Here is a 20,484-nt window from a genome sequence, read left to right on the forward strand (position 1 = left end):
GTGTTTTATTAATTCTTCGTTTTTTACATTTGTAGCTCATGAAGCAGCTTATAAGCAGCATCAACTATGTCATTTTCACCCAGAGTCGGTTCATCAGTACCTACGATTTGCTCTAACAACGCAATTACTGAAAGATATCCCTCAGATTCAATACATTCAGCCATAGGAGCATTGAAACGCATCGTAAACCAGGTATCAATGCATTTCATTGAACTTTTCTTTGGGATAGACAAGATGTCTTGACCAATTCGGCTCTCATGAGCATATAGCTGGTCTGATTCAATCAGACCAACCAACATTGCCATTGAAAGGTGCGAAGCTCCTGAAACCTCGACCTCATGGCTTTCGCTTCTTAATAGCCACTTCATAGCTATTAACCACGCTCTAGGAGACGGATCAGCTCAATGATGCCGTTGTTCGCACGGCTAATGTAGTTAGCCATACTTAGTGAGTGGTTTGCAGTCACGCCGAATGGTGAACCATTCAGGACAACAGGCCAGTAGCGAGTTTTCTGTGTATCTTCAAGATCTCGAATTATCTGCTTCAAGCTGGCTACAGCGTTTTTATCTTTCAGAACCGTACCGAAATCGTCTTCTACTGCGTATAGAAGTTGAATTAGCGCCCATGAAGCACCGCGAGCTTCCCAATACACATCATCAATTTCTAGCCAAGGGGTTTTAGCTACAACCTTCTGATCACTGTAAGTAGATTGCACAGCAGCTTTGTCATTAGAAAGGTCAGTATTAAAACGTTCCTGTTCTACTGATGCCGATAGTCGCTGGCTGTAACTACCAAGTGAGTTTGATACCAAATCTAACCATGCACGAAGGTTATCAGCACGAGCATAGAACTGAGCATTTTTATCTTTTGGATCAGAGATGCGAGAAAGGTAATCACCTAGAGCATTAGAAGCTTTCTTGTATTGATCTTCTGATGATGGGAACCACCAGCTAGTCGGAGAATAGCTGATCGAAGAAAACGCTACTGATAGTTTTTTGTCTTTCAGATCTTGCGATTGAGAACGGCTGAACTCTTTTTCAAGAGTAAGAACAGAGTCCTTTACCATTCCGATTACGCCTTCTTCCCAGTTCGGCATGTTATCGAATACCTTTGCCTTAACAAGAAGATCGTTCGATGTAAAACCGCCAGTTTTATTGAGAAGTGTTTCGATCAACTGAATGCTAGTAGCAGTGAATGCGTCACCAACCACTTGATCTGAGTTCTTAATTTGCTGAATTTTAAGAATTTCTTTTGTTTGTTTTATGTCTGGTGTGTTGCTTATCACATGTACATAACCAGTAACCGCTATGACAGATGCAGCTATAGCAGACAGGATTAGTTTACTTTTATAAGACTTTTTTGGTTGAGTCATTAAATGATCCTTTAATTTAATTAATTGTGTGTACTATTTTGATTTAGTTGTTATGAATCTTATACACTTCAATTTAAAAGTAAAGTAAAAATTCAAAATTAAGAAAAAGAAAAAGAATCGATATTCATCAGCTATACTGATGTTTTATTTGGTTAATTGAGATTGATTGTTTGCTCCCTGCCTTTGAGTAAGAAGGGATGAGTTTTGTGAGGAAGAGTTGTGTTGAATCAGGGGCGGTTTTCGAGTACTCATTCAAACCCTTGTCTTACCGCCGTGACGTTAGCCTCTATGAGGATTTTAAGTCAAGTTACATTGTGGGTAACTTGAACTTGCCTTTTATAATACAAATAAAAATTGAAAAGTCAATAGTTATGTGATTATATTATACAAAATTACAAGAGGTTAATATGAAAAAAATATTCACTAGATTTGGTTTGGCTTACCTTGCCTTCCCTGCATTAGGGATACTTGGATTCGGCTTTTACGCAATCTTTCAGCAAAAGCTATTACTGGATTTCGTCATCTATTTAATTGCTACTGCAATTATTACTTCTATTGCATTAGTAATTTTTGAAAAGAAGAGAATAAGAGCAAACGAAAGCAGGTTAGGTGAAGCAGTTGAAATAGATCTTAATGGGCTTGAACCATCCAGCAATTGGAACCAAGTAGAGCTAGATGCTTGGATAGAAGCCAATCAATTGATTGATACCTATCTTGAGAAAGAGCCATCAATTGAGGGTATTAAGGCAAACACACTCTCAATTGTTACTTTGATAGCTAACCGTTGTTCCAACTCAAGATTCAATGGTGAACTTGCCTTTACCGCGCCAGAATTTCTGATCATGTTAGAAGAGGTATCTAAAAAATACCGAGAGCATCTTCTCGAAAACATACCTTTCGTTGATAGCGTGAAAGTTTCGACTCTGAAAACTTGTTATGATCATAAAGATACGGCAAATATTCTATGGAATATTTATCGCGCATATCGAGTAACGACTCCTACAGGTTTGATTTCAGAACTGAGAGGAATGATTACCTCTGAAATCTACGATAAGTTTAATGATGATTTGCGAGTTCATTTACTTAAAGTTCTATATCAGGAAGTCGCGACAGTAGCGATTGATCTCTATGGTAAAAAATACGATTCCAAATTGTATACTTCAGTAAGCGAAACAAGTAAGAAGGATAAAGAGTCAATTAGCAAGTTCAAAATTGAACCGATTAGAGTTTCAGTTGTAGGTGAGATTAGCTCTGGAAAGTCCAGTATTATTAATGGATTATTAGGAAAGGTAATGTCGGAAGTGTCGGTCTTACCTACGACTGATAAGTTTACAGCCTATCAATACAAAAACAATGAAGTAGATTTTACTCTGGTTGATAGTCAAGGTATTGATGGAAGTGAAAATCAATTTGAATTAACGCTTAAAGAAATTTCAAAAAGCGACATTGTAATATTTGCTGTTAAAGCAAATAAGCCCTCTAAAAACAATGATATTGAATTGATTGGTAGAGTGCATAAGTATTACGAAGCGAACCCTAAAAAGAAAAAACCTGTATGCATTATGGCAATCACACATGCCGACATGGTTAAGGGAAATGAAGATGCTGCACTTGAATACAACAAGTCTGTTTTTGAGAGTTTGAGCGTTATTGATGAATATTGCTTAGTACAATCCTCAGAAATAGGGTATGAAGAACTGAAGTTACGTTTCATAGAAGGGTGCGACCAGGCATTACATGTTCAATTCAATCGTAGACGATTTGACACATCAACCATTGAATCAATGAAAAGTGAAGCTAAACGGTTGAAAAACGCACTGGTTAAATCATTAAAAATTGTAATAAAGTAGATGTGACACATGATTATTTACTACAAACACAGTGAGAGAAAACCATCTGATGGTGATCTGAAAATTATGGCTAATGGAGACATGTTCATCCGTGGTCAATCTTATGCTAGACGCAATGGACATATCATTGGGGCAATTGCAAACAGTTTTACTTGGTATCATTTCCATAAAGAAGAAGAGTCATTTGAACCATACTCTGTCTCTAGAGATAGAGAAGAGTACAAGAAGAAAGGTTTGCAAATTTACAGCACGAACTCAAAGCGCAAAAAAGAAAAGCATAAACACTTGAGACTAAATCTTCATTTAGAAGAAGATCGTAAAAAATACATGGAAATCTTCAATTGCAAAGAGATTAGTGAAGGTATTGATTCTATTGTTCTTTCAATAAAATGTTAGTCAATAAGTTATAGGAAATAGAATAGAAATGAGAAGATTAGATTTGTCGGATTTGGAATCAAACTTAACACGTTTTTACCAGGAAAAGCTTAATGAAGCGATACTTGAGAAATTCCCTGAAGCGAAAGAGATTGAATTTCCAGTAGTTCTTTTTTCTGAGTTTAGCAAAAGTTATAAGACAGCAAGATTTTTTGTAAGTGTATTCCAAGTAGATGGTGTTAAATATCAAGTAATGCTTGCAGAGTCATATTCATTTACTGTTGATTGATTAAGAAGCCTAGAGACCTACGAGGATGTTGAAAAGCATGTGATCTGCTACATCAATATTGATATCGAGTTTATTGAGAGAATCAAAATCGAAGCTCAAAAAATGGGCTTTCAAATTACTTAAAGTATAGCTTATGAGTTATAAAAAAGGAGTCATCATGACTCCTTTTATTATGTAGGTGCTACATGCTAAGTGTAGAATCTCTATCTCGGTGGATGGTTTTTGCATTGCATAGAACAAAGTCTTTCATAAGATTAGAAACTGATGCTCCAATGATAGGATCGGTTTCATGTGTTTTCATTGGGATGTTGATACTTGGGAACAATAAGTTTTCGTATTGTTGATGTGACCAGCCTTTAATAGCTGTATCAAAATCACCCTTCAGAACGCACTCAAGCCTTGCAATTGCATTAGAGGTAGTTGCCTTGACTTTATCCGTGTTAATCCCTGTCTCTGCTTCTAGAGCTTTATAATCGATATCTCTTAGATAGCTTAAAAGTCTACCAGCTTCTTTTTGCGCATAGAGCTTTGGAGATGAAACAGATAATTTAGGTTGATACGGGTATGATGATTGTAGAGTGTAAGGAATATTTAACTGATCTACTGACATTGTGGAGTTAAGATCGCTTCCGACAACTTCTAGAATATCCTTGCCATTAATTACACTGTAGTACTCATCTTTTCCTAGCATTACAACGTGATTTGCTAACCTGTTTGTATGAGCGATATCTAAGATATCGTACTCATCATTAAGATGATCCATAAGTTCTCGTACTAGCTTTCTTGCTCGTAAATTAAAACCATGCATCTCTGGATCTGACATTGATTTTTCAATGAAATACCCTTCATGTCCAAGATTGCTCTTACTTTTGTCTTCAATAGAATTAATTACATTCCAGAATTGGGATTCTGAGAATGAGTTAGCTTTCTCATACATGCTTAAGTCATGCTCAGGAATTTGAACGTTGTATTTGTTTTCCGTTTCTGCAAGGCTCAAAATCTCTTGTCTTTCTGGAATGATAACTTTCTCTGAATCGATATCGAATACAGCAGTAAGATTTTCACCAGTTTGTCTATCAGTGATAGTCATAATGGCTTCTGCAAGTTCATGTGCGAAGAATTCAGATGGGAAACACTCATCTTTATCGAAAAGATGTTGTAAATGAGGGACATTGAAGTCTGTCATCTCATAATATTCCGTTGCAGGTCTATTAAAACCAAACTTTACTTTTTCATTTTCTTTGAAGATTTCAATGGTTAGTTCTTGATCGTATTTGCCAAGGAAGTTGCTAAAAACAGCATCTCCGTTTTTCTCAACCGCCAAAATTGAATCTTTTAATCTTGCATAAGATAAAATTGGTGCTCTCATGTGGATTCCCTTGAGTTTATATTTTTGTTATTATATCACGGCTTTTTTATACAACAAATAAAAACCCCGCTTAACAGCGGGGATGATGCGATATACTCAGAACCAGCTTCTTATCTCTTCTGCTTCTTCAGGGGTTAACCTAATATGTGACGGTTTTTTGCCGTTATGTATTTCACTTACTCGGTTAAGTTCTTTTTCCCACTTTTCTTTCGTCTCTTGATCTTGGATTTTGCTTGTATCAAGGCTCGCTTTTCCTGATGCTATGATTAGTGCCATCATAGAAGGTAGTTCAAATCGTCCAGTAAGGTACTTTACTTCTTTGCCTTCTATAGGTACAAACTTCATATCAGAGTTCATTAGTCTATTCAGATAAATATCGGCTGCATCTTGGTATTTGCCGCTAGAAGCAAGCTTGTAGACTAGGCTCTCTTCATAAACTTGATGCTGAACTTCGATTTTGGCGATATATAAGGTAAGAAAATCAAAAACGTTTAGATTGTTGGCGCTGGTTTTTTCAATAAATTCTTTATTATCCTCAATCAATTTGTAGCGTCTTTGTGCTAAATTACCAATTGCTCTAATGGTTTCATCTTCATTATTTTGTGAATAGTAAATCATTTCATTAATCGCATTAATAAAAAGTAGTCCGTTTTTATCATAGGCTTCAAGCGCGAAAAAGAAGTCACTTTCTTTTAGTGCTACGCTACCAGGTTGATAAGTAAATTCTTTATTATTAATTGATATTGTTCTCTCGTACTTTGATTTATCGAACATTTCATCTATTACAGAGTTATTGATTGAAAATACAACTAATAAAATCAAAGTGTATGATGTTGCAGATGAGAAAATTGCCTTTTTCCAATCAATCTTTGGCTTTTCGTCAAATATGATTGATAAAAATATAGCTATTGTGAGCAAGCCTAACATCATAGTCATATAAAATTTCATTTCTGAAAAATGGCTACTTGTAAATTCATCCTGATTAATTATATTTTCAGAAAAGCCAGGGGTGAATGGAAGCATAAAGATTAGAGACGGGATTATCATTCCAAAGATAACTGAATATGGTATTTTTTTAGTATCTTTATCTTCTTTCTCTACAGGCTTAACAAAAATTAAGTTGAAAAACAAATATGAGAGCAAAAGAGATATTGAGGTGTTAAATAAATCGTCCTTGAAACCATAGTGGCTACCAAATTCGAATAATTTTGAAAACTCGGAAAGATTTACAAAACTGTAGCTTAAGCTAAATGCAAAGAAAATAACTGAGAACATACAAAATAAAAATGAAGCTATATCAATTAAAATCAATGCATACTCATTCTTAACTTTTATTCTCACTAAATTCAATGTTTCTACAAGCTTTTTCTCGAAATTGAATATTTTATCTGTATATTTATCATAAGAGTTTATGATTTTTGAAATTGAAATAGATATCATTACCGCAGGAAAGAAATATAAATGTGAAAAAATATCGCTTGGACGGGCATTTATTTTATCAAATATTTCATCTTCAAACATATTTAGATTACTAACCCAATTTAATGCAAAGACTCCCATAATAAGAAGTATATATGCAAAAAACCTAGATGATGAAGGATGCTTAGGTTTATCAATGCGATTTAAAAACTCTATTATTTTAGATTTGTTCATTCTTAGCACTACTATTTATTTAAATGTAAATGGTTCTATTTTATTCAGTTTATTAATTTCTTTAGAGATATCAGTTAACACAATTTGTGATTTGCAATTATTAATAATGTATTGTGAGATTTTTCTTTCAAACTCTACTCCAGCAACTTTAGATACATCATCAATAATCACCAAAGAGCACTGTTCTGATTTGTGTATCGCAACGAAGAAATCAATAAGCATAATCTGACTCTCCGTTAGAGCAAAGTTAGCGCTGAACGTTTTTCCTTCCCTTTTAACCTTAATGGTAGCATTGCCCCATTCTTCTTGTGTAAAGAGGCAAAGATTCAAGCCGAGATCGCGAAAGTACTTATTTAACTGTTCTGTGAGTTGATGTTGATGGATGTATTTCGCATTATTGCTAAGTATGTAAGAGTTATCACTACGAGCAGAATGCGTTAGGTAAGCAGGGCTGCTGAAATATACATGTTCGTTAAAATCACAAAACTTTAGGAAGATTTCAGTGACCTTTGAATTGCGATCTAATACGGAATTAGATTTTACATAACGAACAACGCTGATAGTCTGGTTAGTCTCAAGATTTCTGCGTAATGTCTCAGCTCCAGGCAGGTTAATCTCTGCAATATGACTATCTCTACGATCAATCCTAGTCATGACTTCGCCGTTTATATGAAGCTCTTCCCAAACAACACCATTTTTATTTGTTTTACCGTAACCATAGTAGACCTTACACCCATCAATATCATACTCAAATCGAAACTCAGCCAAACCTTGCTCTGAGTAAATGTTGATGTATGGAATCTCTCTGCCATTCATTGGTCTATTATTCTCATACATAGACAGATGGTTGATAGGATCTAGCATTGCAAGACAAAGGCTTGTCTTACCAGAACCAGGACATCCATTGATTACAGAAAGTTCAAGGTCATCACTTTTCGTAGTATCGAATCTAAGCAGCCCCTGAATCCCCATAAAGTTTCTAACAGAAATACTTTTTAGCATAATAATTATCCTTAAATAGTAGTAGGGATACCGCTTTTGATGCAGGCTTCTCGGTGGTTAGTGGTAAAAGAAAGCTCTCTTGGTAATCGCATGAAATGCGTAAAATAATCTGCATCCCAATCAGAAGAAATTGGACTTGTAACGGCTGGTGGTTCACCAGCTTCTAGTCTGAAAAACAAACAATCACCATAATCCTCATCCCATTCTGATACAGGGAGAAAGACCTTGTCGGTATCCCATATAGCTTGTTCTTTATGAGGGAGTAGTGACTCAAATTGCTCAGTGGTTAACAGTGTCGAGATGTTATGCGGACAAGTCTCAAAATATTCTTTATCAAGAGGCATTAGTGCGCCTTCATTAATATCAATATTGAACCCATGCTCTACACAATATTCAAAGAAAGATTTGTTCTCGCCTGAAGATAAGATTCGGTCAATGTCAGCTAATGAGTGATGTGTTTCGCCAGAGTAATTTGCTTTGTTTACAAGCATAGAATACGCAGTGCTAAGACGACGAATCCTGTTATCATCTTCGGACTCAAGGCTAAACACAATCATCAAGTTAATTAGTTTTTCATTTAATTCTTTAATGTTCATGGTGTTGACTTTAATTATTTCAATTTTCTGATGAATTGATGGCGATGACCGCCTTTTTTCTTAGACATACCAGGGTAGGTATTTCCGTAATCTAAATCTACTTTCTTAGGCTGTAGATTAAAGTTAGGTGCTCTACATAGATCTCTTTTTAGCTTTAATAACTCATGCTCTAGTGGATCGCGGCATTCAATATTTCGCAAAGAGAAGATGGATAGTTCGTCAGTGTCTTTATAAAACTCAACATCATGTGCCTTAATGCCTTCATGACTCAACTTAACGACATCTTCTGAATGGGCTAAAACGATAGAGTTAGAAAATCTCTCACTACTTAAAATGGCTTTAACCGTATGAGCACTTACGTGAGAGTCTAAACCAACATAGAATGCAATTCTCGGTTCAGAATCGGAGTCCCTTTCACTCTCAATTGATTTAGCATTAATTCTATCAAGAAGTGATTTTTCTTCTTTTGTATTTGATTCTAAAGACATGAACAGCCCTTTTAATTTATTTTTAATTACATTTATTATACATAATAAAAAGTAACGGTCAATTACAAATGCTTTGTTTGATAGTGGCTTACTACCTTTAATTGAATCGAGATAGGCAGTGTGGATTGATGTGTTTAGTTTCTTCACCTAGTGGTTGAAGTAGAGCAGAGTGAACCTTCATTTTATAGAAGTTTTCACAATTATTTGTAACCAACATGCTGATTGTTCCATTTCTCTTGCTGGTAACTTTACCCATGTAAAACTTGCCATCATGCTTAACCTGGAACAAGCTTCCTTTCTTGATTGAGCCTTCTTGAATCAGAGCTGACGGGAAAGTGATAGAGACTTCATTGATATCAAGATCAGACAATATAAGTGCGTATCCAATTTTACCTTGTATGAATTCAGAACCGTCATAACTAAGTATTCCACTAACCGTTTTTCGGTTTGTGTTAAGAACTTTAAAGGTTCCGATTCTGTCTTCAATGATCACCTTGTAGAATGAACCTTTAGAGACATTTTCCTGTGAATAGGTTTTAGCTGGAATATTGCTTGTGTCCTGAATCTCAAGCGATCTGAATAATGGATCTAGCATAAGCTGATCATAAACTTTCTTATCAAGACCTTTTTGTCTCAGCTCTTCTAGAATTGAAATAAAAACAGCGCCATGAATTTTGTTCCGCTTGCGATTTGGGTCATAAGTAAAGTTTCTTATGATGTCTAATAGGTGAGCAAATTCGTGAAGTACCGTATGCGCAAGTGAGGTTTGCACTGTCAGATTGCCATCAAAAAACTTGTGTTTAGAAACGATTTCGCTGGATGAACGCCACTTAGCAAGTTCCAAATAGCTTGTTTGCTTGCTTTCAATTATCTTCTTACCTATTTGATAGGTGATCTTAAGGTAGCCATTATAGCCTTTTAGAGAGCACTTGGTTCTATGACCACTACCAACTATTGTAGTGATTTTAAAGCCTTTCTTTGCTTCAATTTCACTTTGATACTCTTTGAATAGTATAGAGGTGGCAGCATCAATCATTATGGTTGCTATGTATTCAGATAACATTGTTCTTATTCTTATGTGGTTTTGGTCACTATTATATCAAAAATCGATAAATCATAACAATAAGTTGATTAACGATGCTTTTTTATGAGTGAATATTAATTCTTATCTTCTTTTAAAATTGAGCGAGAGCGAGCGCAATCCCCTTCCTTTAGGTAGGGGTGAGCGAACATGAAAACAAAACCAGATTATTTCTTGTTTTCACTAAAAACCTTGTTGCCACAAAAAGTATCGCGTGATAATTTAAGGTTTTCATTAATCTAATGTTTTATCGGGATTTACCTTGGCAATATTAGGCTTTAGCTACAATATTTCTGATAAACTCAATCCAGAGCAAGCCACACTTTTTGCTCAGTGGATTGGTGCTGCAAATGTGATCCGTAATCAAAAGATTAACGAATACAAAACCTTTCTAAAAAACAAAACACCAGAGCTTATCGCTCAAGGTTACGCTTCAATCAAAAACAATCCTGAGCTTTTATTTTTAAAAGACATTCCAGTTCAACTTTTACGCAATGCCGCAAGTTTGGTTTTTTCTGATGCGGAAGCTGCGAGAAAAGGACTTAGGAAGTTTCCAAAAATTAAAAACAAGTTTAAAAAACGAAGTGTTGTTTTAACTAAAGAAATGTTCTTTGTTGAGCCTTTCGAGAATGGCTCTCGGATCGTGATTAACAATCATGCCAAAGCGAAGCGAAGAATTGTGTTTTCATTGGTTGTTCCCCACAAGCCTGAGCAAATCGGGAATCAAATCAGGCTTTCACGACAAGGGGCAAAATTTACTTTGTCAGGCAGTTTTGATGATGGTCGCTTGGTTTTAGATGAAAAACAAATCCTTTCAGATTTGTCGCATTTATCTTATGAAGAGCTTGAGCTTAAAACCACTGGTGTTGATAGAGGTGTTGCGCTTCACCTTTGTTCTAGTGATGGATTTTCAGTTACTTACAGCCCTGAAGAAATAGCGCGTAAAAAGCGCAGAGCGAAAAAGATAGCGCATTATCAGCGTATCCTCGCTCGCAAGAAGCGATTAAACAAGAACAAAACTAAAGCTTGTGAAACGAATCAACAGCGCATTGTACAAGCCAGGATTAGTCGCATTCAAGCGAAAGAGTCCGATTGCCGAAACAATCATAATCACCACATTTCAAAAGCATTAGTCGAAAGTTCCAATCAAATTATCGGTCTGGAAGATTTGAATTTAACGGGCATGACTAAACGTGCCACACCTAAGAAAAAAGAAGATGGAAAAGGTTATGCCAGAAACCGAGCCAAAGCGAAAAGCGGTCTAAATCGATCACTGCTTGGCGTTGCGCTAGGTCAATTGGCTACTTACATCGCGTATAAAGCTCGTAAAGTGGGTAAGATTGCAATTAGCGAGTTGAATCCAGTGAATAGCTCAAAAGAGTGTGCTTGCTGTGGGAGCTTAAATACAGAGCGTCCAGACCAAGCGACTTTTATCTGTTTGTCATGTGGGAACAGAGATAATGCTGACTCAAATGCAGCTAAAGTACTAAAGAAACGACTGATACATTACATTAAAGAGAATACGTTTGCCAAAAGCAAAACTCGTAAAAGTATCGTAGCAAGAAAGAAAAAACTGGTTGACAGAACCGACACCAGTATAAAAACGAGAGACAAAGAAAGCGCGGTGCTAACGTCCTAGTGATGTTAGCCATAAGACCATAAAACTATGGCACCTTTCGCCTGATATTTCACATCAGAAATGTTTCTAACAGGATGAATATTTGGGCTTCGGCATCAATTATTCAGAAACCCAGCACGTTAGGGCTTGGAGGTTCATTGTTAACTGATAGATGCACATAGTTTCGTTTGCGACCAAGCAAGCCATTTGAAAGAATTGAGGCAACTGATTCGCTCTTCGTTCCGTGGTACAAGTCGCTATTCGGTGAATAGCTTTCGTAATTAATATTAACCCAGTCAAGAGAATGATTTGACCCAGTTCTTTAACCCTTGATTCTGTGATGTCTTTTTTCATATCTAATCCCTGACATTCCCCGCCCTCATCGGGCGAGGCTTGCGTCAATTAAATTATGGTCAAAATGAAAGAGCCGTTGTAAACAACGGCTCATGTATTTTATTAATAACTATAACGTTCGCCAAACATTTCTTCCGCTTCTGTCCTGCTAAGTTTTGAATGTCCGTTCTGCTCTCTTACAGCATTCAATCCTTTAAGGCTAAATCCAATCATTAGGCGTAAATCTAGTTGATGGTTCTGGAATCTATGATCCATACTTTCAATCGGGTCTACGCGATACAGTAGACTATTGCCAGTATATCGAACAACGCCAAACTCTTTTAAATGAAATGGTAGTTCGTCAACAGGTGTATTTGTTAAGAACGAAATATCGTATGCATCTGTGATGATGTATTCAACAAAGAAATTAGCGAAATTGTTGCACTCAACACACAATAAATCGACCATTCCTGATTCTTTTAAGTTGGGCTTAGTTTTGTTCAGATAAATAGGGTATCTAGGTCGGTACGTATCAGACTCCCTGCGAGTGTATTTACCTTTAACATGGTATGAGTTCGTGCCATATCTAGCCGTTTTACTCTCAAACTCTTGAGTTTTCATCCACTCAGGACAGTTTTCTGGTTGTGGGAGCGCTAACTTAGCACAGGCTCGTTGAATAAGTTTATCTGTATCGATGCGTTCAACAATCCATTTTGCCATATCATCAAAATGTTCTTCAAAATAGTTGTCGATTTTTTTACTGAGATTTTTAGCTTGCTGACTTCGAGCCTGGAAGACAGTATCTGCAATAATTTTTTCAGGAGAACCGACAACATCTTCTGGAATGGTGATGATGTTTTTGGATGTCGGCTTACCTTTATGCTCTAAGGCTAAATTGCTAGGCAGAATCTGAACCTTGCTCACTTCTTCACTGAAAACACTCTCAAAATATGAGTTGTAATCTGTGCCAGATAACCTGGAAACAGAAGAGGCATAGTCGCTGCTATCACGGCTAGAAGAATAAAAATCTTCACGGCTTGGGGTCTTAGGCAAATTGAATTGTTTCTCACTTCCTTTAAACACCACAGGCATTGTATTGCTTTCAACAGAGAATGAGATTTCATGTCCATAAATTAGCTCTTCTGCATCGATGAAACTTTTCCAGTCTAGAGCAATCGAGGCGTATAAGACTGAAAGTTCGCATAACTCAGAAAATGGAAGTTCCTTGATCTCACGAATATTATCGATAACACTGCTAGAGTCATCGATACCGTCATAATGAGTTAGAGAAGTGGACTTGCTTGTCTCACTGAACATAAGGTGTTTGCCGCTTGGTGATGCTGTAAGCTCGAATACGGAATAAGGAAAAAGAGACTTGTTGATCCTTTGTACATTTTCTCTGTCCGTTCTGCGCTCCTGATCTTCGTATGCCTTTCGCTCAGAATCATTAATAATTACTGCGCCATCACAAGTTTTAATGACTAAATTGAAGTGACAGGCTGATGGGTTGTCATTGTCAATGACTGCAATTGTATATAATCCAGGCTTGGCATGATGTGCCAAATCAAGAACATGAGCTTCTGACTCAACAAAGTAAATTCGTCGATCAAACTTAGATGTGAAAACACTATTCTCATTAATATTCCCGATTTTTCTTCGCTTCAAATTGCGAATGAAATCGTAGCCTCTGACAAAAGACTCCCAAACATCGTTCTTGATAGACTCTTGCTCTTCACAGGTTAGGTTTCGATCAGAAAAGTTCGCAATAACTGATGAAATATTTTCTAGCTGAGCAGCTACGGAACCATGTTCCATTAATGATTTAATATCAAGATTGAGCTTTTTATGTTTATCGATTCGAGCGTATGCATCATTGTTTTCAAGGAATTCATTAAGTGCAAAGGTGGTTACTTCACTATACGATTTGAAGTAACTGTTAATACCCATGATAAATAACCCATCATCAAGCTTGCTAGCAAGAATAAGGTTGTCGTGCTGATGCTTTCCAAGGAAGGATACGGAGTCATCAAAAATCTTAGAGAATGGAATTTTCGATAATTCCTCAAACCACTTTAATGTTTCAAAAATTGATTCCTTGATGCTCATACAGTGTCCTCTGTGTTCAGGATTTCATTTCTTTCGCTTGCCAGTCTTTGCTTGAGAGTTTTCAAAGCGACTAGGTGTGGAGGATTTGAGTTTGTTTCTTCCTCAGAAATACACTGAATCTTACTGTCTAAGGAATCAATCATACTATCAAACAAGGTTGTGCGCTCGGATAAATCGAGTTCTCGCCATTGGTTGTATTGATCTGCCTCAGAGTTCCACTTTTCCTCTGGTGAGATATAGTCCATTCCCAAAATCAGCTTGATGATTTTGTCCTCAACTTTAGCTAAATGCATATCGTCTAGACCTTTGCGACTGTACACCATTACAGGGTTGTACTCGCTATCAATGTGCTCATCGTCCTCAATGGTAACAACAGCACTCAAATTGTGAGACTGAATACGTTCAGCAATTGATGAATTCTTAGTATTCCAGTTAGAACTAACTCTTAGGTGGTTTTTTCGAGCAAATGGCTTTCTAAACTCTTCTGCGAAAATAGAGATATTCTCATCATCAGAATTTCTCATGCTTCGAATAAGAGCGGTAACAACATTAGCACCATACTTTTCCAGTGTGGAAATGCAAAAGAACTTTAACTGATACTTATAAATCAAGTTTAGCAGTTTATAAGCTTTGACAGGGTCGGTTTGTTTCATAACGCGCTCGTTGAGGTTTGAGTCGCAAATTTTGAATGAATCTTGAACGTCTAAGACACCCGCAAAATCGAAAGCAATAGCAATGTTGTTATTCATAATTTTCTCCATTTTTCCTAATTATGCAAAAATAGAGTCGTCAGTCAATGAAAATCATAGCTGTAGCAAGAAGATTTATGTCACATTGAAGTAAAGAACCCAGTTGAGTTATTGCCCGATACATCGGGCTTCTATATGATACAATTCGATTAACAAATAAAAACTAATTAATTAACGAGTGGAAATAAAGTAATGGAAATGACACGAAAAGAGTTTCATAAAAACAACACTAGGATTTTGATATATGGTATTGTTATCGGCACTATTTTGGGAATTCTTATTGGTTTAGGCGCAAGCTGATTTAGAAGGGTGGTTTCGTGTTTAATAGCTTAAAAGAATCACTTTATGATTTCATAACCCCATCGAAAGATGAGGAAATCATAAAAGCTAACGACAAGTTGAAAGACATAGTTCCAACGCTATGGCTTTTTGGAAAAACAGGAGCAGGAAAATCCTCGCTAGTAAAGTACATAACCAAACAAGATGATGTCGAAGTTGGTAATGGATTTATGCCATGTACTAAAGTCTCGTCTATCTTCACTTTTCCATCTGATAAGCCAATTGTAAGCTTTTTGGATACAAGAGGGTTATGCGAAGCAAGCTATGACCCAACTGAGGATATTGAACATTTATCAATAGATAGCAACGTGATTTTGCTTGTGATGCGACTAGACGACCCATCGCAGAAGGATGTTCTATCATCCCTTAAGAAAGTAAAGAAATCCAAGTCCAAAAAGATTCTTACTAACCATCTAATTGTCATACACACTTTCTGCTCTCAGCTATCAGAAGAAGATAGAAATAGGATGTTCACTCTTCAAAACAGTGAAGTTGAGAAGGTGTGGGGTTCAAATTTTAAATCAACGCATGTCGATTTCGACTCACTAGAAAATATTGATGCACTTAATCAATTGTTAGTTGATGAACTCCCTCTAGTTTATGAAGCCTTATTCTTTGCTGATGATGAGGGGGATAATTTTGCCTACAGCAGGCTTAAGAAAGACATTATTTGGTATTCTTTAGCTGCTGGCGCAGCAGATGCGATTCCTGTTGCTGGCGCTTTTACTGTACCAACAATACAGGGGAAGATGTTATATGACTTAGCCGCAAAGTTGGATCTTGAGTGGAACAAGAAAGAGTTCCTGGAGTTCACAGGTAGTCTTGGTACGACAATTGCTATTCAATTTGGTGCAAGCTTTCTTATCCGTCAAGCGACAAAGTTCATACCTGTATACGGTCAAACAGCGGGAGCGGCTATCTCTGCCTCTGTTGGGTTCGCAGCAACATTCGCATTAGGTAAAGCAGCTTGCTTGTACATATGTTACAAGAAGAAGGGTGTAGCGGTTAATTCAGATGAGCTTCAAAGAGTTTTTAAAGAAGCATTTGATTCGAAGAAAGACGTAAAAACATCTTAAATAAGATAAGGTTATTAAGACTTCGCTTCATAAAAAAAGAGGATAGACAATACAAGGCGTTTGGTTAATGTGTTGCTGATATGTTGACATAATCAATAAAAGCCCCTATATACAGTATGTTATGGTTGTATGTGGGGGCTTTTTTGTGAGTAAAAATCTTTCTCAGACACTTTAAGGCTCCCTGCACCAAGTGGTGGCATTCAGGTCAATTTCTGCAAGAACCCTTTTTGCAGTAACTTCGCTGCACAGCCATTATTCTCAAATCCGATGATATTGTCCTTAAGGGGAAAGATGGAAAAACGCCAGCTATGAGATTAGGTATAGCAAAAGGCGCAGTTTCTATAGGAAAAATCATTTATCACAATGATGTGAAAGAAAGCTAGAGCTACATCAAATATTGGTATAGTATTCATATCAGTTGGTTGGGTTATACGATGACTATTTGATCAAAGTAACTCTCTGATAGACAAGGCTTAAAAGTGCTTGACAGCAGTGGCTACGAGTACTAAAGTATAAGTGTAGATTGTGGCGGTAGGAACATCCCCACGTAAAAAACACCAAATTCCTTGTTTGTTGTGGCGGTAGGAACATCCCCACGTAAAAAACCTAAATTCCTTGTATTATCTACCAGAAAACCCTGACTCAAGTCAGGGTTTTTTTGTATATGGGATCGGATATGGAACTAAAAAAAATAGATCAATCTTTCTATGTAGATAACCCCAAAGTAGAACAAGCTTTGGATTTTGATAGTCATTTAGGCACATGGAATAGCAGTAAAACCAGAGGTCATGGCATTGTTAAAATCACCATTAACGGATTAACATTCGCCATTCCTGTAAGATCATATATCAAGCACAATGCCTCATATATCTTAGAGGTGAACCGCCAAGATCGAACCATCAAAGGCATGGGGCTGGATTACTCAAAGGCACTCTTAATCAGAGATGATAGCCATGTTACTGATGATGTATTTGTCTTACGAAATAAGAAGTCTGGTAAAAAACTCATCGGCAAAGAAGAACATATAACCAGTCAATTTCAGAAGTATGTTGAAAAATATATTGATGCAGTAAAGCGCAACGATGCCAATATACTCAATAGTTTCGAATATCGCTTCACCACTTTAGTAAACTACCATACAGAACTTGGACTCTGATTTTTCTAAAGGTAATAAGTCAGAATTAAAAAAGCCCTATTCACTGCTGTGGTAGGGCTTTCTACTTTCTCAGCCATTCATATGTAGCAACACGTTAACCTAACGTCTTGTAGACAATATCCTCTTTTTCTTTTTATGTTTATGGATTATTTAAGAAGTAGGCTTATCTTGTTGTCTGGCTTGATCACATCTAGTGCAATCTTGATAGCTACAATTATTGGAACGCTTAAGAACATCCCAACCATCCCAAAGATCTTTCCAAATGCAATCATAGATAGGAATACAATCAAAGTCGAAAGACCTAGTTTATCACCTATGATTTTAGGCTCTAAATAGCTCCCAATTACAACGTTCACAGATACATAGACCGCTAGAGTGCCAAGGGTAGGGACTAACCCCATAGTCGCCATAGAAACGATTAGAGCAGGGATTGCAGCTAATATGCTTCCGATATTAGGAATGAAGTTCAATGTAGTAGCAATAATGCCCCAAAGTAACCAGTACTTATGACCAATGAAGTATAGAGCCGTTGCGATGATAAAGCCTGTTGCAAAACTTGCCAGAAACTTAACGTAAATATATGTCTGGATTTGCTTTGAAGTGCCATCAGAGAGTTTGCTCGTTCCAAAAAACGCAGTAATTTTTTTCTGCCATGACTTGCCTTCGCAGAGAGCTAGGAATGTTGTAAAAGCAACTACAAATGTGAAAGAAATCGAACTTTTAATGGTATTTAGTACAGCAAAACCCGAATTTATAAAAGAGCCTGGATTAATGCTGCTCAATTTGTTTTTGATTAAAGATTCATTATCTCCACTAAATTCATTTATCTTCTCGATGAGAACCATGACTGAAGAGTTCATGTCTTTGATAAAACTTTTAGATGAAGATGCGACAACATCACCAATCATGTAAACGCTGTAACCTAGCAGAACTACAGTTACTAAAGAAGCTAACGTTCTTGGGATCTTGTAGGATTCCATTTTGTCCACAATTGGATTGCAAAGCACAGCAAGGAAAACCGCCAAGAGTAAAGGGGCAAGTATGTCTTGGGCTTCTTTAAGACCAGCGATAATAATAATTACTGAAGCCATGATCAGTAAAGGATTTGAGTAATCTTTAATTACTGAGATTGACTTTTTTGTTGGTGGTTTCTTCTTAGGGGTTTCGCTTTCTACAGGTTGTAGAGGCTGATGAACAGGATGTTGCTGTTCTTCTATAGGAGTTACGTTTTCATTCATGATTTTATTTCTTAAATTTATTGATTAATAAAATAAAAACCATCACGAAAACATATTTTACCAATACCTAAATAAAAAGCGCTCTGTGATAGCTTTTAATGATTGCAGGCTTAGAGGCTTTGATATGAGGTAGACTCTAAAAAATTGGCTTTCTTAAATTGGTTCGCAAAGCAGAGGATTGAACTCAAAACATATTTGCTAGGCATGATTTAACATGGGCTGAAATCGCGTAAATCAACCCTGATACCTTATGATCTCTCAGGTATCCCTAACAAATACATAGCAGCCTCTAAAACACCAACCTTACCAACCATTCGAATTAAGATCATTCAACGAAATGATTGTGAGACTCACTTTGCGAGATTCTGAAATGCATCCTTAAAATTGGATGCATTCTAAAAATGGCGCTCCTTGCAAGACTTGAACTTGCGACATACGGATTAACAGTCCGCCGTTCTACCAACTGAACTAAAGGAGCGGAGTGGGTTCACGACTATGTGTCCAACCCTCTACAAGCCATTGCACTTACCATGTGTAAGCGATTAACGAGCAGGTTAAATCACCTCTTGCTGGAATCGAACCAGCGACCCTCGGATTAAAAGTCCGCCATTCTACCGACTGAATTAAAGAGGTGATGGGTTCACGACTTTGTGTCCAACCCTCTACAAGCCATTGCACTTACCATGTGTAAGAGATTAACTTACAGGACAAGCAGTTTAATAGTTTATAAAAAACCGCATGATACTGGCGCTCCTTGCAAGACTCGAACTTGCGACATACGGATTAACAGTCCGCCGTTCTACCAACTGAACTAAAGGAGCAAATTTGTAGTGTTCGTGATATTAGATGCATGACAATAGCGCAACTAAATTCCAACACCTCTATACATTGTCAGAATACAGCTCGATACTCGTGAAACAAAAATAGCTTCCCGTATCTCTGCCTATTGAGACAGAACCTTCTCTTAGCCCCATACGCCGTTTAGTAGTAGGGAAAGGACACTACGAATTCCTGTATGGGTCGGCAGGCTTGCTGATACCTTACACCTGCATCCAAACCATCAAAGATGGGGTATCTTGACGTTTATTCTTTAAAAACTGGAACGTACAGCGAGAATCGAACTCGCATCATCTGCTTGGAAGGCAGGGGTAATAGCCGTTATACAATGTACGCGTAAAAGCTGGTGGGATGAGTAGGAATCGAACCCACTCAGATGTTAATCTTAACAGAGCTGTCAAACAGAGTTTCATCCCCACAATCTTATTAAAAAGGTCTACCCTTTTAATAACACTGTGTAAGTTTAGTATTGGTGCGCGAGGCGGGAATCGAACCCGCACGCCAAAAGGCAGGGGATTTTAAATCCCCAATGTCTACCAATTTCATCACTCGCGCAAATAAATAGTTTAAATACCTAATGCTCTACCAGTAATCAAACACCAGTCGATGGAGGACTGTTTTTTATGTGCTTGGCTGTGCTTGACTTAACAGTATGCAAGCAGTCTATGCTGATATTACTGAGAATTGGACATCAACCAATTCAAATATCTAATCACCTTATCCATTATAATTTAGACGGTTTGCAGATCTAGCTTTCAATCTTTGCCTTATCCGCCAGGCTTTAGCACTCATTTGAGTTCCGATTTCTTTAAAGATAAACAACACACTTAATTCTCAAATAAATAGTATCGATTTGAGAATGTGATGCAACCAATTAGTGTAAGCGTCGGAATCGAACCGTAAAGCTTAAAGTCGTCAGCACACTCCCCCAGGTCTAGCCATTTTAACTTACAACTC

The 20,484-nt window shown here is 37.0% G+C and carries 18 protein-coding genes and 5 tRNA genes; 6 read left to right on the forward strand and 17 right to left on the reverse strand.

Translation table 11 applies throughout. The annotated features are described in order from the left end of the window. Positions 1 to 23: 23 nt before the first annotated feature. Both AACT42_RS10985 and AACT42_RS10990 read right to left on the reverse strand, forming a co-directional pair. Positions 24 to 368 (reverse strand): hypothetical protein, encoded by a 345-nt coding sequence (locus AACT42_RS10985; RefSeq protein ID WP_094133637.1) that lies wholly within the window; start codon positions 366 to 368, stop codon positions 24 to 26. A 5-nt stretch (positions 369 to 373) separates the two neighbouring features. Continuing rightward, positions 374 to 1,372 (reverse strand): DUF2333 family protein, encoded by a 999-nt coding sequence (locus AACT42_RS10990; RefSeq protein WP_094133638.1) that lies wholly within the window; start codon positions 1,370 to 1,372, stop codon positions 374 to 376. Positions 1,373 to 1,779: 407 nt separating this feature from the next. Between AACT42_RS10990 and AACT42_RS10995 the strand changes: the two genes are divergently transcribed. From AACT42_RS10995 to AACT42_RS11005, 3 genes are read left to right on the forward strand one after another with little or no spacing between them, the layout of a single operon-like run. Continuing rightward, entirely contained in the window at positions 1,780 to 3,222 is a 1,443-nt protein-coding gene (locus AACT42_RS10995) for a GTPase (RefSeq protein ID WP_094133639.1), read from the forward strand. Positions 3,223 to 3,231: 9 nt separating this feature from the next. Then, positions 3,232 to 3,618, forward strand: a complete 387-nt coding sequence (locus AACT42_RS11000) for a hypothetical protein (RefSeq protein ID WP_094133640.1) — start codon at positions 3,232 to 3,234, stop codon at positions 3,616 to 3,618. Positions 3,619 to 3,646: 28 nt separating this feature from the next. Then, entirely contained in the window at positions 3,647 to 3,886 is a 240-nt protein-coding gene (locus AACT42_RS11005; RefSeq protein ID WP_094133641.1) for a hypothetical protein, read from the forward strand. A gap of 181 nt (positions 3,887 to 4,067) precedes the next feature. Here the strand turns inward: AACT42_RS11005 and AACT42_RS11010 are convergent, their stop codons facing one another. From AACT42_RS11010 to AACT42_RS11035, 6 genes are all read right to left on the reverse strand, one after another. Beyond that, complete coding sequence (locus tag AACT42_RS11010) at positions 4,068 to 5,255, reverse strand: hypothetical protein (protein ID WP_094133642.1); 1,188 nt, start codon at positions 5,253 to 5,255, stop codon at positions 4,068 to 4,070. Between the two features lie 96 nt (positions 5,256 to 5,351). After that, the gene (locus AACT42_RS11015; RefSeq protein ID WP_094182785.1) at positions 5,352 to 6,908 is read right to left on the reverse strand and encodes a hypothetical protein; all 1,557 of its coding nucleotides are present in this window, start codon (positions 6,906 to 6,908) and stop codon (positions 5,352 to 5,354) included. Between the two features lie 15 nt (positions 6,909 to 6,923). Beyond that, on the reverse strand, positions 6,924 to 7,910 hold the full coding sequence (locus AACT42_RS11020) for a hypothetical protein (protein ID WP_053314534.1): 987 nt from the start codon (positions 7,908 to 7,910) through the stop codon (positions 6,924 to 6,926). 11 nt (positions 7,911 to 7,921) lie between these two features. Continuing rightward, positions 7,922 to 8,506: a hypothetical protein gene (locus AACT42_RS11025; protein WP_094131693.1), complete on the reverse strand. Its 585-nt coding sequence runs from the start codon at positions 8,504 to 8,506 to the stop codon at positions 7,922 to 7,924. A gap of 14 nt (positions 8,507 to 8,520) precedes the next feature. Next, complete coding sequence (locus AACT42_RS11030) at positions 8,521 to 8,994, reverse strand: hypothetical protein (protein WP_094131692.1); 474 nt, start codon at positions 8,992 to 8,994, stop codon at positions 8,521 to 8,523. A 97-nt stretch (positions 8,995 to 9,091) separates the two neighbouring features. Beyond that, positions 9,092 to 10,057, reverse strand: coding sequence for a hypothetical protein (locus tag AACT42_RS11035; RefSeq protein ID WP_094131691.1), 966 nt, complete (start codon positions 10,055 to 10,057; stop codon positions 9,092 to 9,094). Positions 10,058 to 10,337: 280 nt separating this feature from the next. Between AACT42_RS11035 and AACT42_RS11040 the strand changes: the two genes are divergently transcribed. Continuing rightward, a complete protein-coding gene (locus AACT42_RS11040; RefSeq protein WP_094182786.1) occupies positions 10,338 to 11,714 on the forward strand; it encodes an RNA-guided endonuclease InsQ/TnpB family protein in 1,377 nt (458 codons plus the stop codon). Between the two features lie 103 nt (positions 11,715 to 11,817). Here AACT42_RS11040 and AACT42_RS24810 read toward each other — a convergent pair whose 3' ends face one another. From AACT42_RS24810 to AACT42_RS11050, 3 genes are all read right to left on the reverse strand, one after another. Next, complete coding sequence (locus tag AACT42_RS24810; protein ID WP_141193189.1) at positions 11,818 to 11,979, reverse strand: RNA 2'-phosphotransferase; 162 nt, start codon at positions 11,977 to 11,979, stop codon at positions 11,818 to 11,820. Positions 11,980 to 12,149: 170 nt separating this feature from the next. Then, positions 12,150 to 14,132 carry a hypothetical protein gene (locus tag AACT42_RS11045; RefSeq protein ID WP_094132290.1) on the reverse strand — a complete coding sequence of 661 codons (1,983 nt, stop codon included), beginning with the start codon at positions 14,130 to 14,132 and terminating at the stop codon, positions 12,150 to 12,152. Then, entirely contained in the window at positions 14,129 to 14,881 is a 753-nt protein-coding gene (locus AACT42_RS11050) for a hypothetical protein (protein WP_094132292.1), read from the reverse strand. The genes AACT42_RS11045 and AACT42_RS11050 overlap by 4 nt, the downstream gene beginning before the upstream one ends. 317 nt (positions 14,882 to 15,198) lie before the next feature. Between AACT42_RS11050 and AACT42_RS11055 the strand changes: the two genes are divergently transcribed. Together AACT42_RS11055 and tenpIN are read left to right on the forward strand one after the other, a co-directional pair. Beyond that, complete coding sequence (locus AACT42_RS11055; protein ID WP_094132294.1) at positions 15,199 to 16,296, forward strand: GTPase; 1,098 nt, start codon at positions 15,199 to 15,201, stop codon at positions 16,294 to 16,296. 676 nt (positions 16,297 to 16,972) lie between these two features. Beyond that, complete coding sequence (gene tenpIN / locus AACT42_RS11060) at positions 16,973 to 17,452, forward strand: type III toxin-antitoxin system TenpIN family toxin (RefSeq protein ID WP_094132296.1); 480 nt, start codon at positions 16,973 to 16,975, stop codon at positions 17,450 to 17,452. 146 nt (positions 17,453 to 17,598) lie between these two features. Here the strand turns inward: tenpIN and AACT42_RS11065 are convergent, their stop codons facing one another. The 6 genes from AACT42_RS11065 to AACT42_RS11090 all read right to left on the reverse strand — a co-directional run bounded on the left by AACT42_RS11065 (position 17,599) and on the right by AACT42_RS11090 (position 20,082). After that, entirely contained in the window at positions 17,599 to 18,690 is a 1,092-nt protein-coding gene (locus tag AACT42_RS11065; protein WP_094132298.1) for an AI-2E family transporter, read from the reverse strand. A 402-nt stretch (positions 18,691 to 19,092) separates the two neighbouring features. Continuing rightward, positions 19,093 to 19,168 (reverse strand) — tRNA-Asn (locus AACT42_RS11070). Between the two features lie 82 nt (positions 19,169 to 19,250). Further along, positions 19,251 to 19,323, reverse strand: a tRNA-Lys gene (locus AACT42_RS11075). Positions 19,324 to 19,435: 112 nt separating this feature from the next. Then, a tRNA-Asn gene (locus AACT42_RS11080) sits at positions 19,436 to 19,511 on the reverse strand. Between the two features lie 277 nt (positions 19,512 to 19,788). Further along, positions 19,789 to 19,863: transfer RNA gene (locus tag AACT42_RS11085), tRNA-Gly, on the reverse strand. A gap of 134 nt (positions 19,864 to 19,997) precedes the next feature. Continuing rightward, positions 19,998 to 20,082: transfer RNA gene (locus tag AACT42_RS11090), tRNA-Leu, on the reverse strand. Positions 20,083 to 20,484: the final 402 nt, after the last annotated feature.

Origin of the sequence: Vibrio sp. V15_P4S5T153, from assembly GCF_963874485.1 — a bacterium.
In the GTDB taxonomy this organism is placed as follows: Bacteria; Pseudomonadota; Gammaproteobacteria; order Enterobacterales; family Vibrionaceae; genus Vibrio; species Vibrio anguillarum.

What these genes read in the sequence shown, in the direction of transcription:
- AACT42_RS11020 (WP_053314534.1), bottom strand. Translation starts at nt 7,910, where the DNA reads ATGCTAAAAAGTATTTCTGTTAGAAACTTTATGGGGATTCAGGGGCTG.
- AACT42_RS10990 (WP_094133638.1), bottom strand. Translation starts at nt 1,372, where the DNA reads ATGACTCAACCAAAAAAGTCTTATAAAAGTAAACTAATCCTGTCTGCT.
- AACT42_RS10985 (WP_094133637.1), bottom strand. Translation starts at nt 368, where the DNA reads ATGAAGTGGCTATTAAGAAGCGAAAGCCATGAGGTCGAGGTTTCAGGA.
- AACT42_RS11045 (WP_094132290.1), bottom strand. Translation starts at nt 14,132, where the DNA reads ATGAGCATCAAGGAATCAATTTTTGAAACATTAAAGTGGTTTGAGGAA.
- AACT42_RS11000 (WP_094133640.1), top strand. Translation starts at nt 3,232, where the DNA reads ATGATTATTTACTACAAACACAGTGAGAGAAAACCATCTGATGGTGAT.
- AACT42_RS11065 (WP_094132298.1), bottom strand. Translation starts at nt 18,690, where the DNA reads ATGAATGAAAACGTAACTCCTATAGAAGAACAGCAACATCCTGTTCAT.
- tenpIN (WP_094132296.1), top strand. Translation starts at nt 16,973, where the DNA reads ATGGAACTAAAAAAAATAGATCAATCTTTCTATGTAGATAACCCCAAA.
- AACT42_RS11025 (WP_094131693.1), bottom strand. Translation starts at nt 8,506, where the DNA reads ATGAACATTAAAGAATTAAATGAAAAACTAATTAACTTGATGATTGTG.
- AACT42_RS11005 (WP_094133641.1), top strand. Translation starts at nt 3,647, where the DNA reads ATGAGAAGATTAGATTTGTCGGATTTGGAATCAAACTTAACACGTTTT.
- AACT42_RS11030 (WP_094131692.1), bottom strand. Translation starts at nt 8,994, where the DNA reads ATGTCTTTAGAATCAAATACAAAAGAAGAAAAATCACTTCTTGATAGA.
- AACT42_RS11035 (WP_094131691.1), bottom strand. Translation starts at nt 10,057, where the DNA reads ATGTTATCTGAATACATAGCAACCATAATGATTGATGCTGCCACCTCT.
- AACT42_RS11010 (WP_094133642.1), bottom strand. Translation starts at nt 5,255, where the DNA reads ATGAGAGCACCAATTTTATCTTATGCAAGATTAAAAGATTCAATTTTG.
- AACT42_RS11015 (WP_094182785.1), bottom strand. Translation starts at nt 6,908, where the DNA reads ATGAACAAATCTAAAATAATAGAGTTTTTAAATCGCATTGATAAACCT.
- AACT42_RS11050 (WP_094132292.1), bottom strand. Translation starts at nt 14,881, where the DNA reads ATGAATAACAACATTGCTATTGCTTTCGATTTTGCGGGTGTCTTAGAC.
- AACT42_RS10995 (WP_094133639.1), top strand. Translation starts at nt 1,780, where the DNA reads ATGAAAAAAATATTCACTAGATTTGGTTTGGCTTACCTTGCCTTCCCT.